The sequence below is a fragment of the Paenibacillus sp. OK003 genome (assembly GCF_900109515.1).
Taxonomy (GTDB): Bacteria; Bacillota; Bacilli; order Paenibacillales; family Paenibacillaceae; genus Paenibacillus; species Paenibacillus marchantiae.
Window position 1 is genome coordinate 490291 of the sequence record NZ_FOBD01000001.1, and the last position, 14957, is coordinate 505247.

The 14957-nt window shown below is 45.2% G+C and carries 12 protein-coding genes and 1 pseudogene; 12 read left to right on the forward strand and 1 reads right to left on the reverse strand.

The window, feature by feature from the left end; genetic code table 11:
- The first annotated feature begins 71 nt into the window (after positions 1-71).
- The 12 genes and pseudogenes from BMW94_RS02295 (at position 72) to BMW94_RS02350 (ending at position 13893) form a co-directional block, all read left to right on the forward strand.
- Positions 72-1385, forward strand: coding sequence for a hypothetical protein (locus BMW94_RS02295; RefSeq protein WP_090994019.1), 1314 nt, complete (start codon positions 72-74; stop codon positions 1383-1385).
- Positions 1386-1704: 319 nt separating this feature from the next.
- Positions 1705-1911: pseudogene (locus BMW94_RS02300) on the forward strand (12-oxophytodienoate reductase); the annotation flags it as partial.
- A gap of 318 nt (positions 1912-2229) precedes the next feature.
- Complete coding sequence (gene nagZ, locus BMW94_RS02305) at positions 2230-3567, forward strand: beta-N-acetylhexosaminidase (RefSeq protein ID WP_254790077.1); 1338 nt, start codon at positions 2230-2232, stop codon at positions 3565-3567.
- A gap of 74 nt (positions 3568-3641) precedes the next feature.
- Positions 3642-4346: a response regulator transcription factor gene (locus BMW94_RS02310; RefSeq protein ID WP_090994022.1), complete on the forward strand. Its 705-nt coding sequence runs from the start codon at positions 3642-3644 to the stop codon at positions 4344-4346.
- Positions 4343-5329, forward strand: a complete 987-nt coding sequence (locus BMW94_RS02315; protein WP_090994024.1) for a sensor histidine kinase — start codon at positions 4343-4345, stop codon at positions 5327-5329. Before BMW94_RS02310 ends, BMW94_RS02315 begins: the two co-directional genes overlap by 4 nt.
- A 279-nt stretch (positions 5330-5608) precedes the next feature.
- A complete protein-coding gene (locus tag BMW94_RS02320) occupies positions 5609-6379 on the forward strand; it encodes an ABC transporter ATP-binding protein (protein ID WP_072732602.1) in 771 nt (256 codons plus the stop codon).
- A complete protein-coding gene (locus BMW94_RS02325) occupies positions 6354-8306 on the forward strand; it encodes an ABC transporter permease (protein WP_090994026.1) in 1953 nt (650 codons plus the stop codon). Before BMW94_RS02320 ends, BMW94_RS02325 begins: the two co-directional genes overlap by 26 nt.
- Before the next feature lie 196 nt (positions 8307-8502).
- Positions 8503-9930, forward strand: a complete 1428-nt coding sequence (locus BMW94_RS02330; protein ID WP_090994259.1) for a 4-hydroxyphenylacetate 3-hydroxylase family protein — start codon at positions 8503-8505, stop codon at positions 9928-9930.
- Between the two features lie 214 nt (positions 9931-10144).
- Positions 10145-10852 (forward strand): response regulator transcription factor, encoded by a 708-nt coding sequence (locus BMW94_RS02335; protein ID WP_090994028.1) that lies wholly within the window; start codon positions 10145-10147, stop codon positions 10850-10852.
- Positions 10830-12281, forward strand: a complete 1452-nt coding sequence (locus BMW94_RS02340; RefSeq protein ID WP_090994030.1) for a sensor histidine kinase — start codon at positions 10830-10832, stop codon at positions 12279-12281. The genes BMW94_RS02335 and BMW94_RS02340 overlap by 23 nt, the downstream gene beginning before the upstream one ends.
- Before the next feature lie 100 nt (positions 12282-12381).
- Positions 12382-13461, forward strand: a complete 1080-nt coding sequence (locus BMW94_RS02345) for an AI-2E family transporter (RefSeq protein WP_090994032.1) — start codon at positions 12382-12384, stop codon at positions 13459-13461.
- A gap of 33 nt (positions 13462-13494) precedes the next feature.
- Positions 13495-13893 (forward strand): Asp23/Gls24 family envelope stress response protein, encoded by a 399-nt coding sequence (locus tag BMW94_RS02350; protein WP_090994034.1) that lies wholly within the window; start codon positions 13495-13497, stop codon positions 13891-13893.
- A gap of 86 nt (positions 13894-13979) precedes the next feature.
- Here BMW94_RS02350 and BMW94_RS02355 read toward each other — a convergent pair whose 3' ends face one another.
- Entirely contained in the window at positions 13980-14825 is an 846-nt protein-coding gene (locus tag BMW94_RS02355) for an AraC family transcriptional regulator (protein ID WP_090994036.1), read from the reverse strand.
- Between the last annotated feature and the right edge of the window lie 132 nt (positions 14826-14957).

Consider the following 14957-nt stretch of genomic DNA (forward strand, 5'->3'; position numbering starts at 1 on the left):
ATATAAAAAGATACAATTTGTATCATTTTGAAGTAAAGGTATTATCTTATAAAAATGAAGGAGGAGCGGACATGCAGAGGAATACGAAGTGGGCAGCCGTGATTTTGACGATCGTTGCAGGCATGGGCTGGCTGCTTATGGGTAATTCGAAACCCAAAAACAATGTTTCAACCGATCAGCAGCCGACTGCCGAACGGGCACTTGCCAAGGTGTCCAATGCACCCATCACATCAGCCGATGTGACGTCCAAGATCGAGTTGCTTGGAAGACCATTTAAGAAAGCACCGTATGCCAATAATGTCTGGGACTTGCAGCTGTACAGAGGAAAAATATATATGGGCCACGGGAACAGCAGTAATTTAGGTGTTTCACCTAATGCGGGTCCTATTCCAGTCATTTATTACGATACAGCCAATTCCAAATTTATAACCCAGTCCGTCACCAATAGCAATCCGAGCATCGTACCCTCGAATAAATTATTCGTAGATGAGGAACAAATTGATATTTATAAAGTGCTGAACGACAAATTATATATTCCCGGAAATGATTCGGATGGTGAGCAATGGGATATGGGAAACTTCTACCGGTTAGATGGAGATGTATGGACCAAGTATCGCAATCTGCCCTTAGGTGTACACGTATACGATTTGGCGTCCTATCAGGGCAAACTGTTTGCAGCGCTGGGTACCGAGCAGAAACCGACCGTATTAATCTCTCATGATCAAGGCGAAAGCTGGCAAAAATTCGCCACTATCAATACGTTTGGCTTAAGAGCATATACGCTATTTGAAATCAAGGGCAAATTATATGCATCGGGCATGATGTATCCTGCCAATAAAATTTGGGGCGATAAAACCAATATATTAGAGATTAATGAGAAGCTTGAAAAGAAAGATGTCGTCATCTATGGCAGCAAAATGCTCCCGGGATTATCCTATCAAACGGGCACCGTTCCGTATAATAAAATAGGGAAAAATATTAATTTCAACAATAAGCTGCTTTATATTGCCGGGGGGGTATTCAATGATGGGCAACTGTTACCCAAATCCTTGAATGTGATGACCGACATTAATCAGGCAACACGCGTCATTTTGCCAGATACTCAAGCTCTTCCTACGGATCTACTGCTTCGGGACGGGAAAGTCTATGTGCTTACCTACACACGAAAAAGTGCGAACCTCTATATAAACCGGGTGTATCAATCGACAGATCTGAACACATGGAATGAAATCCTCCGTTTTAACCAGGACACGTACGCCAAGTCTTTTGAAGAACACGAAGGTGATTTCTACTTTGGGCTAGGCACAGACCCCGACGTTCTATCGACTTCATCAGGCAAATTACTCAAAGTTAATCGCAATGATATCCCTGTTAATTCTAATTAAACGTAAGGAAGATTATGGATTATATACTATGCTTCATCCACATTATTGGTTACAGAGAGGGCGGTTTAGGTTAAAAGTAGGGCAGGCTGAAATTGTAGAACTTCTTAGATGAAGCTACATTGAGCCTGCTCTATTTTTGAGTTCAAGAGATTATTAATCCCTTTATTCAAAAATTTGAAAATAAAAATCAGAAACTAAAAATAGAAAGGTAATATATCTTAACCAATTCGCTGAATAACATCTGTGGTAATTATACAAGAGCGTGTGCAAGAAAATGTATATGTTTTCTTCCAATCTGGTCGTAAAGGAGCAACACACAATGAATGTACCGTCAGCTTTGTTTAAACCATTTACCTCGGACAAGCTTACCTTGTCCAACCGGATCGTCATGGCGCCCATGACTCGTGGATTTTCACCCGAAGGAGTACCTGGACCTGAGGTCGTGGAATATTATCGTCGCAGAGCAGCCGGAGGTGTAGGGCTAATCATTACGGAAGGAACGGGCATTAATCACCCATCATCCATTAGTTGTCTGCCGCCGAAAGGCGGATTTTTCACCTCCCTATAATAATAATTTCAACATATGAAAAATTCACAATAGAAAACCATTTTCGCACCGCATACACCTTTTCTCATTCCCTCCAATCACTCACGCCCAAGGAATAACACCCAAGAAGTACCACATGTTAACCCCGAACGGGGAATTTTTTTGCGTTATTCAGGCTATATCTCAGAATTTGTACTCGACCCATCTCCATTTTGAAAATGAAGCACCTTATGATAAGGTTATGCCTGAACCACATTCAGCCTGAATGACAACAACGCTTAAGGAGGATGAACATCCTTGTATAGCCATAATCGCAAGTTAAAAAACAAACATATACACACGCTTCAAATGTTGTTTCTGCTATTCGGCATAGTCCTGCTCTTATCCGCATGTGGGCAGTCACAGAAGCCCTCCTCGTCTGAGAAAAATAACAATAATGCCGGAACGGAGACCAATGCGAATTCAAACACAGGTGCAAACAATCAGAATGATCAGGATAATCAACAGAATACAGTGCCTCCACAGGAAGAGAAAGACCCGGTACATGAGCAGCTTGACCAATTGTCTTTGGATGAGAAGATCGGACAAATGATTCTGGCGGGTGTTCAGGGAACCACTTTGGATGCTCAAGCGAAACGGATGATTACGGATCAGAAGGTGGGCGGGATTATTTTCTATGCGAATAATGTCTCGACCGTGTCAGGAACAGCAAAGTTCGTGCAATCCATCAAAGATGCGAATCGTTCCAATCCGGTTCCTATTTTCATGAGTGTGGATCAGGAGGGGGGCAAAGTTAGTCGTATGCCGGAAACGGTTGAGACTATACCCTCCAATGGGAAAGTGGGCAAGACGAAGGATGCTGATTTGGCTCAAACGATGGGCAAATTGTTAGCAAGACAAATTCAGCTGTTAGGTTTTAACGTCGATTTTGCTCCAGTACTGGATGTAAACAGTAATCCGAATAACCCGGTAATTGGGGATCGTTCATTTGGAAGTTCAGCCAGTCTGGTCTCCCAAATGGGTATGGCCGAGATGAAGGGGCTGCGCAGCGAAGGGATTATTCCGGTGGTGAAGCATTTTCCCGGTCATGGAGACACGTCAGTGGACTCCCACTTGGATCTGCCTGTCGTGAACAAAACAGAAAAGCAACTTGCCCAGCTGGAGTGGATTCCGTTTGAGGCAGCGGTGAAGGAACAAGTGGAAGCGGTTATGGTAGCCCATATTTTGTTTCCGAAGCTGGATCCCGACCATCCGGCCTCCTTGTCGGACGTCATTATTGGTCAGCATTTGCGTGGAAAACTCAAGTATGACGGTGTGGTCATCACAGATGATCTGAGCATGGGCGCGATCGCGAAAAATTATAAGCTGAACGATGCCGCTGTAGCGACGGTTCAGGCAGGGAGCGATATTTTGCTGGTAGCTCACAGTTATGAGAGTGCCAAAACTATTTTTGATACGCTGAAGAGTGCGGTGAAGTCAGGGAAGATTTCAGAATCCCGAATTAATGAAAGTGTATATCGAATTCTGGCTTTGAAACAGAAGTATAACTTGTCCGATGAGCAGCAGCCGTCTGGCGATTTGAAGCAGCTGAACGCTGACATTGTGGATTGGCGCAAGCAGGTCGATGCCCGATAGTACCAACCTGTGTTATGATTTTGGAAAGAGAATTGCATATTCCATTACGACAGGTTAGAGGTGAGACCTTTTTTATGTATACGATAATGATTATTGAAGATGATCCGAAGATTGCGGGTCTTCTTCAATCCCATATCGAGCGATATGGTGACAGGGCCGTTGCGGTTGAGGATTTTGAGCAAGTCGTTCAGCAGTTTGAACAAATTAAGCCGCATGTCGTGCTGCTGGATATCAACTTGCCGAGTTACGATGGGTTCTATTGGTGTCGCCAAATTCGCTCCATCTCCACATGTCCGATTATTTTCATCTCGGCCCGGAGTGGCAAGATGGATCAGGTCATGGCGCTGGAGAACGGTGCGGACGATTATATTACGAAGCCGTTTGAGCATGAGATTGTCATAGCCAAAATTCGAAGTCAGCTGCGCCGGGTGTATGGCGATTACGCTGCGCGTCATGAAGAGCGCAAGGTGGAGCTGGATGGATTAACTGTTTATCTGGAAAGATTGGAGATGGAGCTCGGTGACCGCAAGATACAGCTGACCAAGAAAGAAACCATTTTGCTGGAGACGTTGCTGCGTCGAAGTCCCAAACTGGTTAGTCGTGAAACCATCTTGGAAAAGCTGTGGGACGATTCGTTTGTGGATGATAACACACTTAGTGTGAATGTGACCCGAGTTCGTAAACGATTGACTGAGCTGGGAATTACAGATGCGCTGGAGACAGTGCGAGGTTCAGGTTATCGACTCAACAGTAATTGGAAGGCATCGTCGCCCTCATGAAGTTGTTTATCAAAGAACATATTGTACTGACTTGTTGGGTAATCGTTGTGCTTCTCACTGTGGTGGCGGTCTTCTGGTATGACGGCTATGATCACTGGTTAACGGCCACGTATGCGGTATCTTTAGGGTTAGTCCTATATGCAGGTTATCTCATTTATCGGTATCTGTCCCATCGCATGTTTTATTCCCGGATGTCACAACGAATGAATGATCTGAAAGAATTTGTTCCACTGAATGAGCCCGCGCCCTTGCCGCAGGCATTGTCAGAACTGCTGGACTCACAGTACGGTCATTATTATGCGCATCTGCATCGTCTGGAACAGCGTCAACAGGAATACCTGACTTTTATGAATCAATGGGTTCATCAGATGAAGACACCTTTGTCCGTCATTGAACTGACGGTTGAGGATCAGGAGGATGAGGACCCCCGTTTCATCAGCATTCGAGAGGAAGCAGACCAGATGAGACGAGGGCTGGAAACGGTGTTGTACATGGCGCGGCTGGAGACATTTGAACAGGATTTCAGTGTGGAACCGGTATCCCTCAAGGCGGCCGGAGAAGAAGCCATCCATGAGCTGAAACGGTTCTTCATTCGCAATCACGTATATCCCGAGATGAAAATTGATTCTGCGTTAGTTGTTCAGTCGGATGCAAAGTGGATTCGATTTGTCCTCGTACAGCTGTTATCCAATGCGATCAAGTACTCTTCCGGGGGAAACGGGCAAAAGGTAACCATCCAGGCTTATGAAGCCACACGGTCCATCATTCTTGAAGTGAAGGATCAAGGAGTGGGTATTCCCAAGTCGGATCTCAACCGAGTGTACCAGCCTTTTTTCACCGGAGAGAATGGGCGTCATTTTAAAGAATCCACGGGGATGGGATTATATATTGTAAAAGATGTCCTGACACGAATGAACCATCGGATTGATCTTACATCCATTCAGGGAGAAGGGACAACGGTAACCATTACATTTGAAACCTGAAATATAAATCTGCATGATACGGAACGAAATGAGAAGACGTCTGGTGCCCTGACAGGGATCGGCGTCTTTCTCATTTTCTACATAGTAGAGGACGATTGTCTGATAAAGAGACTAGATAATCTTACAATAATGTCATGAAGATGAAAGGTTAATCCATAGGAGAATGGTCAAAACTTCGATAGACTGAAATCAGAAAGTAGAGAACGACCTCGAATGGCGATGAAGTTCAGTTCAACTTGGTTTAATTCAAATACGAAATCTAAAAGGAGCCATTAACCTATGGAGATATGTTCAGTAAAACAGATTAGCAAAATTTATAAAGGGATCGTGTCATACGAAGCCTTATCAGGTATTGATCTCAGTATTCAGGAGGGTGAATTCGTTGGCATCATGGGTCCATCAGGCAGCGGCAAAACAACATTGCTAAACATGATTTCAACCATCGACCACCCTACTTCAGGGGAACTGAAGATTGCAGGTAAGAACCCGTTTGAACTGAATCACGATGAACTGGCTTTGTTCAGACGCCGAGAGCTGGGGTTCGTATTTCAGTCGTTTAACCTGCTCAACACACTCACGGTAAAAGAAAATATTGTCCTGCCGCTTACGCTGGACGGCGTACCGGTTGAGGAGATGAATGAACGTGTTGATCGACTCGCAGAGAAGCTCGGCATCGCATCTCTTCTGAACAAACGCACGTATGAAATTTCCGGAGGTCAGGCCCAGCGGACCGCAATCGCACGAGCCCTGATCCATTCTCCCAAGCTGGTGCTGGCCGATGAGCCTACAGGAAATCTCGATTCGAAGGCAGCGCGTGATGTAATGGAGATGCTGGAACGTCGCAACCAGGAAGATCGGGCCACCATGCTGCTGGTCACGCATGACGCTGTTGCGGCAAGTTATTGCAGCCGGGTTGTATTTATTAAGGATGGACGACTGTATAACGAAATTCATTATGGAGATAACCGATCGACGTTCTATCAACGAATCATCAACGTATTATCCCTGATGGGAGGCTCAGGACATGAATTTTCGCCAGTTCGCCATTAATAATGTTGTTCGCAACAAACGAATTTACCTGGCCCATTTTCTGAGCAGTACGTTTTCCGTCATGATCTTTTTTACGTATGCGCTGCTCTTGTTTCACCCAGATCTGAAGGATGGACTGAAGGGTTCAAGTGGGACAGTGACCATGCTTGCGAATCAGGGGTTTTTGATTGCTGAGATCATTATTTTCATCTTTTCGTTTCTGTTTCTGCTCTATTCCGTAGGTTCATTTCTAAAGACGCGTAAAAAAGAATTCGGCATATTTCAAATCATTGGCATGACACGTAAACAGATGAACCGACTGTTATTTATGGAAAACTTGTGCATTGGACTCGCCGCCATTGTGGCAGGCGTTGGATTAGGAATGATCTTTGCCAAGCTGATCCTGTTGATCTGCGGTTCGATGCTGGCGGTGGAAGAAAGTCTCCGATTCTATTTTCCATTAAAAGCAATCGCACTTACTGTCGGAGCATTTCTGCTGCTATTTGTTGTGATTGCGCTGAGCTCATCGCTGCTGATGCGAAAAGGGTCATTGATTGACCTTGTAAAATCAGAGGAAAAACCAAAACCCGAGCCAAAGGCTTCTCGTCTTTTAGCACTTCTCTCCGTCATACTCATTGGGGGTGGATATGCGGGTGTATTTGCCTTTGTATGGATCACATACTCTTTCCCTTTGCTGCTTGGTAGTGTTGTTTTGGTTATTGCAGGCACGTATCTGTTATTCACCCAACTTAGTGTGTATGCCATTCGGGCGCTTAAAGGCAATAAGCGTTTGTTTTTCCGCAAAACGAATTTGCTGTTTTTGTCCGAACTTACCTATCGAATGAAAGATAATGCGGTCATGTTTTTTATGGTGAGTATAATCTCGGCTTCCGCCTTTACAGGCATTGGTACGATGCTGGCGATCGCTGATCCGGGATTGTCATCCATGACGAATCCATATGCATTTACTTACCAGAATTCATGGGATACACCTGGCGCAGAACGGCACATCAGGAAGATCGAAGAGACACTGATTGATAATGAGGTTCCTTATCAGAAAGGAAGTTATACTCCGCTGTTTGATGACGAGGGGAACTATATCATCAAACTAAGTGAATATAATCATCTTGCCAAGGCACTTGGTTACAAAGAGCGAACTTTGGAGAATGTCAACGACTCGTTTATGACACCGGGTAATCTTACGAGTCGCAAGGAATTACGTGCACAGGCCGGGCAGGGTTCAACTCAGAAAAATATCAGTATGTGGGAAGTTCAAGAAAAAGTCAGATTAATAACACCTGCAACCGATATCGTCATCCCTACTGAATACAAAAGGGACGTTTATGTGGTATCCAATGAGCTTTACGACAAGATGAATAAGGAATTTAATATTCAAATCGAGGCTGATGAAAATTATTATCCCGATAGAAAGACGCAATTTGTTGTGACAGATTGGATGGGAACGCGGAAGTTTGCTCCTGATCTGATTGAATCCATTCAAAATGACTCAAGTAATCGGGGCTACTTCGAGATCAGCGCTCTCGTGCTGGATTGGCTTAATTCCAAACAAACCAATGGCATTATTCTAATTCTAAGTGGGTTGATTGGCATTGTCTTTTTCACCTTTGCTGCAAGCTTTACCTACTTCCGTTTATATGCGGATCTGGAACGGGACGAAGAGCAGTACCGCATGATTGGTAAGATGGGACTGAGTCGCCCGGAGCTTCGCAGCATCGTAACCAGACAGCTGGTATTGATGTTTTTCCTGCCAATAGCCTTGGCCATTATCCACAGCTCTGTTGCATTCGTTGCATTACAGCAGTTGGTTGATTTCTCTGTTATGGGTTATACTTTGCGCATTTTCCTCGTATTTGCATCCATGCAGATTCTATTTTTCCTGCTGGTACGCTGGCGCTATCTGCGTCATATGTATGCCAAATTGATCTAATATGAATCTATACAACAGGCACCGGCCCTTAGGTTCGGTGTCTGTTGACTTTTTCCTGTAAAGCAAAGTACTATTTCAATAGATACAATATGTATCATTTTGACGTAGCTTGAGTCTTGAAATGATTATAACTATTAACAACATTTAGTTTTCCTAGCCTTTCTAACTGAGAAGGAGGATTACATTGAGCATAACGATGTCCCGTGGACAAGCTTATCTGCAACGGTTGAACGACGAACGGAATGTATGGCTGGATGGAGAACGTATTGGCGTAACAGCGCATCCTGCCTTCCGGGGAACCTTGCAAACAATTGAAGGTCTGTTCAATCTGGTGGATGATGCGGACACGAGAGAAACAGTGGCTTATTGGGATGAGCAGACGAATGGATATGTACATCAGGCTTTTCGAGTCCCCCGTAGTGCTCAGGAGATCAGTGACAGGGCGGCAGCCTTTCGATTGTGGTCGGATCGCACCTATGGGGTAATGAGCCGTCTCTCGGATTACGCCCGATCCCGCCTGACCGGATGGTACGCCACACGGGATGCGATGGCTGTATATGACCCGGCCTATGGAGGTAAAATCGCTGCCTATTATGATGAGGCTAAACGGAAGGATGCCTTCCTGACAATTGTGCAGCGGGACCCGCAGATTAATCGTGCTCTGCCTGTAGGGGAAGATGAAGATGCGATGCTTCGAATCATTCGCACCAATACAGAGGGCGTTGTCCTCCGTGGTGCCAAGATGGTGGCAACTGCTGCTCCATATGCGGACGATATCATTGCATATCCGATTCAGCGCATTCCTGGACATCGTCCGGAATTGGCGCATATGGTTATAGTGGCAGCAGGAAGTCCAGGATTACATATGGTATGTAGAGAATCTTTTGCAACATTAGATTCAGATACTGCTCATCCGCTCAGTAGTCAGTATGATGAGATGGATGCTATATTATTTTTTGACGACGTATTTGTACCTTGGGAGCGTGTACTGCTGCACAACAATTCGGAAGCGGTATGGCAGATTCGCTGCAACGTGGCATCCTCCAGTCTGGCTTATCATCAGAGCATTATTCGGCTGCATTCGAAGCTGGAATTCATTACAGCCATCACGTCTTCCATTGCCAAGGAGATTGGAGTGGATGCCTTCCTGAATGTACAGGAACAGCTTGGGGAGATGATCAGCCAGATGCATACGATTGAAGGACTCATCATCGCATCTGAGGCACAGGCTGCCCCGGATGTTCATGGGAACTGGCTACCATCATTCAAATATATCGAAACAGCCCGTAATCTGGGGAACCATTATTACCCGCGCGCTGTTGAGATTTTGAAGACTATAGCTGCAGGTGGCCTTATTCAGATTCCTTCCGGGAAGCTGGAGCTCGAAGGTAGTATCAGCCCCTTGATGAACAAGTATCTAGGAGGCGTAACGTTGCAGGCACCGGAGAAGATTCGATTATTTCAGCTCGCCTGGGAGCTGACAGGAAGTCCGCTGGGAGCCAGACATGATCTGTATGAACGTTTCTATGCCGGTGACCCGGTACGCAATCGGGCGAGTCAGTATGTGCAGTGTGACAAAGAGCGATTATATGCACGAGTTGAACCCTGGTTACGCAGCAAGTGATGAATGATACTGAAACTTTACTTATTTTAGCTTTATATTTGAAGCTCTGGCCTGATGCCCGGGCTTTTTATTTAGGTTATCTTTAGAAATGGTTTAGATTGATTTAAGAGACGTAGTATATAGTAGTAACGTATAGACATATGAACAATAGCAAACGGAATGTACGAATTCGAATGAAAACTGAATTTATTGAAATAGGAATGAGAGGATTCGCATGAGATACACACTATTAATTGCAGATGACGAACCCGAAATTGTGGAACTGCTTCAGCTGTACCTCGAGAAGGACTACAACATTGTGACAGCCGTTAATGGGGTAGATGCGCTAGAGTGTATCCGTTCAACTCAGATCGATCTGGTCATACTGGATATTATGATGCCCGTGATGGATGGACTCCAGTTGATCAAACAAATCAGGTCCACGCACCATATGCCTGTTCTGTTCCTGTCGGCCAAAAGCCAGGATCATGACAAAATCCTTGGACTCGGACTAGGTGCCGACGACTATATTTCCAAACCTTTCAATCCCTTGGAAATTGTCGCCAGAGTGGAAGCTTTGCTCAGAAGAGTCAATCAATTTGACGCACCTGACGTGCCTGCTGCCAAGGAGTTGAATCTTGTGCTCGGTGAGCTCAGGCTTGATCGATCCCAATGTATCCTTTTTCGCTCGGGTAAGCCTGTGACATTGACCTCTACAGAGTACAAAATTGTGGAGCTTCTGCTGGAGCAGCCAGGCCGTGTCTTCACCCGTAAAAAAATATACGAAGCCGTTTGGGGAGATTATTACGCGCATGAGGACAGTACGATAATGGTACATATCAGTAACATTCGGGAGAAGATCGAGCGCGACTCCAGGCAACCGGAATATTTAAAAACGATAAGGGGACTGGGATACAAAATTGAAGCGCCCATGGAAAGCTAGAGAAAAGAGACTGTTGCAAACGTCCCTGACACTGGACTTTTTGCTGTTCAACTTCTTTTTGTTGCTACTGGTAGCCATCGTGTACATTATCATTAATCTGGATGTGGTCGATTTCCGTATATCGGATCAGGTGGTTGATCCCGATCTGAATGTGGAGGCGCATGTGTATGTAACAGAACTGGAGAACGAATGGCTATCAGGTAGTTCCGATGAGGCCAATAATACCGAGATTCAGCGTCTCAAGGACAGCGGAGGATGGATTGAAGTGCTGGATACGGATCGCAGGGTCATTCGTTATATCGGGGACAAGCAGGATTCGTTCACTCAATACAGTGAAGCTGAGCTATATGCAGGACTCGAAAACCGAAATGAACAGCCGTACTACTACTCCATTAGTCCGCTTACGTCAGAGGGAGCTGCAAAGTACGTTTTGCTGAAGATTCCGCGTGATCTGGTCAGTGTGCGAATTAATGATAATCAGCTGATTACCAATTTGAAGCATCCGTTGTCGTTTTACATTATGATCGGGATCGGGTTGGTCTTGCTGTTAATATTCGTATACAGTTATTGGGTCGCCCGTCGAATCAAAAAACCGCTAAGTATTCTTTCTCTGGGTCTTACCCAGATGATACAGGGGAATTATAGTACACGCATGTCCATCTCGGCAGAGCGGGAATTTGTCCAGATTGGAGAAACCTTCAACTATATGGCGGACGTCATTGAGAACACATCTGCGGAGAAGCGTTATGCGGAAGAGAGCAAGCAGCGACTGATTGTGGACCTGTCACATGATCTCAAGACCCCGATCACGAGTATTCAAGGATACGCCCAGGCTTTGGTGGAAGGGCGAGGGGAAGACAAGGATAGGCAGCAGCGCTATCTGGGATATATCTACAATAAGTCCGTTCAGGTCGCACGCATGATTCAGAATATGCTGGAATTGCTCAAAGTGGATTCACCTGACTTCCGTATGCACATTCAGCAGCGGGAAATCGGCGAGTTTGTACGTGAAATTATGGCCGACACGTATGGTGAGATTGAGCAAAACCATTTTGGCCTGCATGTGCTCGTCCCTGATGAAGAGATCTATGCGAGGTATGATCCGGAACTGTTGTCCAGAGTGATTCAGAACCTGATTACAAATGCCTTGTCCTACAACCCGCGGGGGACGGAGCTGCGTGTGGAGTTAATCCCACTGGACAACCATGTAGTTATTGAGGTTGCTGATACCGGTGTGGGTATCCCTCAGGAGCTGTGGGCAACCATCTTTAATCCATTTGTGCGCGGGGATGAGGCTAGGACGGGAACCGGGGGTACGGGGCTTGGACTGGCAATTGCGCGGCGGAACACCGAGAAAATGGGGGGACGATTAACACTTTCCCAGCGTGGACGAGAGACGACGGTGTTCACTATACAGATTCCGAAATAAAGAACCGACATAAAGGATAAGGTTGACATAAACATTGTGTCATTCTGATCGTAATTTGCAACATGCTCATATAGAAAAGGTTAAGTGGAGGGGAAACTTTTTGTTCAAAGTAAATTCGTTTGTACGTTTCAGCATTGCACTGGCACTGATACTGATTAATATCTATCTGTTATCACGTGTCAGCTTTATTTTCCAACCGCTTGTTACCATGATTACGGTGATTACCGTGCCGATGATGTTGTCCGTATTCTTTTATTATCTGCTGCGGCCACTCGTCAATTACATGGAAAAAAAGAAGCTGAATCGCACACTTAGCATTCTGCTGATCTATCTGGTGTTTGGTATACTGTTCGCCCTGTTTATTATAGGGTTATGGCCTTCACTCCGCGAGCAGTTGATCAATCTGGTAGAAAACGCACCAAATCTGATCAATTCACTGAGTTTGCAGCTTAAAGAGCTGGAACAGAACGGTGCCATCAAGGCTTTGTTCCCGGAAGGGTCGACCCCGTTTTCGCAGATTACGGAGTACATTAACAAAGGCTTCACCTTTGTAACGAACTATGTGAGTGGATTCTTCTCACTTATATCCAGCTTTGCGATTGTTCTGTTTACTTTCCCGATCATTTTGTTCTACATGTTGAAGCAGGGAGAGAAATTCGGCCGTAAGCTGGTGCACATTGCACCAAAACGCTTCCAAAAAGACAGCCGTGACGTGGTACTTGAGATCGATCAGGCGTTAAGCGGTTTTATTGTTGGACGAGTTCTTGTGAATCTGGCACTGGGCGTGCTGATGTATATCGGTTTCCTGATCATCGGTCTCCCGTATGCCCTGCTGTTAACCGTAATTGCGGTCATTATGAACTTTGTTCCGTTTATCGGGGCGATTCTGTCCTCCGTTCCTATTGTCATTATGGGACTGGTGGTATCCCCTTCGGTTGCGATCTGGTCACTCATTATTATTCTGGTAGCACAGCAAATTCAGGATAATCTGGTTGCACCGTATGTATTCGGCAAAAAACTCGATATTCACCCGCTTACCACCATTATATTGGTGCTGGGCGCAGGTGATCTGGGCGGCATTATTGCCATTCTGATTATCATCCCTGTCTACATGATCGTTAAAATTATTTTGGTTCGAATCTATCAGCTATTCTTTAAGGACAAATGGCAGAATGCTTAAACATTTATAACTTATATAGAAGGAGTGGAGATCATGTCTGAAATCATCCCACAACCATACATTGAACCTGAGTATATTGAGCCACAATTGGTTCAAATGGGCGCTATTCATATTTCCAACGATGTAGTATCCAAAATTGTAGGTATGGCCGCTCAGACTACAGAGGGAATATCCTCTATGTCTGTTGGTCTTACGGAAGGAATCGCCAAGAGTATCAGCGGAAAAAGCTTGCAAAAAGGGATTGACGTTGCGATCAAAGATGATCAGGCATCCATCCAACTGCGAATTAATGTTCAATATGGCAGGAAGATGCATGAAGTCTGTCAGGAACTTCAACATAATGTGCAGCAAGCTGTGGAGCAATTAACAGGCATTATGGTGAATGAAATTAAAGTTCAAGTGGTAGGCGTAACCATGCAGGAGCAAGTTTAAAGCAGAACGATTAGAACGAACGAATGGAATTCAGTCATAAGCAGGTAGTGATATCCTGTGTAAAAATACAAAACAGCACGTTCCCATTAGCTGCATAAATGGGAAGGTGCTGTTTTGTGTTTGCGATAATACGTAGGGGCTTCGCCCATAACTTTTTTGAACATTTTCGAGAAAAGCAGCTGGTCCGCATATCCAACGGAACGGGAGATATCCCCAATGGTCAAAGCCGGGTCCAGCGTCAGCTCAGCCGCCCTGCGCATGCGGTAATTGACCAGATAAGACTGAATGCTGGTGCCCATCTTGTCTTTGAAGAGGGAGCATAAGTAACTGCGCTGCAACCCAACATGAGACGCAATGGACTGTACGGTGATGGTATTGGCATAATTAATCTCAATGAAATCCATGACCTGAGTGACATAGGTTTCTTTTGTATAGTCCTGGAACGGAATAGGTCTATCCTCACTGGCCCGATCAATCAAAATGGAGAAAAACTGAAAGAGCAATCCCGTCATGCTGATCTCCCATCCCTTATGGGTGTTGCGAGAGCTAATCATGCGGTGCAGACAGGAGCGCATCTCGTCATCGTCATTACCCATCTCAAAGATCGGATGGTGCTCAGACAGGCAAGCCTGCTGTAATAACGAAGGGCAGGTGCTTCCTTGGAAAGCAACCCAGCTATACTCCCACGGATCATCCTGATCTGCTTCATAATGAACGACAGAATGAGGCACGATGAGGAACCCTTGTCCTTTGTGCAGCGTAACCTTTTTGCCTCCAACTTCGAAGGTACCTTTGCCGTCCAATATGTAATGGATTTTGTAATAATCCCGCATGGCCGGGCCGAAGTGGTGACCGGGTGCGCAAGCTTCTGTGCCGTAATGAAGGAGCTGCAGCTCCTGAAAGTGATTGTTTTTGCACATATACGTAATCAAGGCTATTCACTCCTGTTATGAGGTCGTTATACCTTGCATTTTAACATATAAAAGGTGAAAAGGAATCGTTTTATAAATATCATTTGATGAAGATACCAATCATTTTTCCATATCGTTGTAGTGAAATGCCAT

Coding starts and splice junctions, on each gene's coding strand:
- BMW94_RS02295 (WP_090994019.1), top strand. CDS start 72: ATGCAGAGGAATACGAAGTGGGCAGCCGTGATTTTGACGATCGTTGCA.
- BMW94_RS02310 (WP_090994022.1), top strand. CDS start 3,642: ATGTATACGATAATGATTATTGAAGATGATCCGAAGATTGCGGGTCTT.
- BMW94_RS02315 (WP_090994024.1), top strand. CDS start 4,343: ATGAAGTTGTTTATCAAAGAACATATTGTACTGACTTGTTGGGTAATC.
- BMW94_RS02320 (WP_072732602.1), top strand. CDS start 5,609: ATGGAGATATGTTCAGTAAAACAGATTAGCAAAATTTATAAAGGGATC.
- BMW94_RS02325 (WP_090994026.1), top strand. CDS start 6,354: ATGAATTTTCGCCAGTTCGCCATTAATAATGTTGTTCGCAACAAACGA.
- BMW94_RS02330 (WP_090994259.1), top strand. CDS start 8,503: ATGTCCCGTGGACAAGCTTATCTGCAACGGTTGAACGACGAACGGAAT.
- BMW94_RS02335 (WP_090994028.1), top strand. CDS start 10,145: ATGAGATACACACTATTAATTGCAGATGACGAACCCGAAATTGTGGAA.
- BMW94_RS02350 (WP_090994034.1), top strand. CDS start 13,495: ATGTCTGAAATCATCCCACAACCATACATTGAACCTGAGTATATTGAG.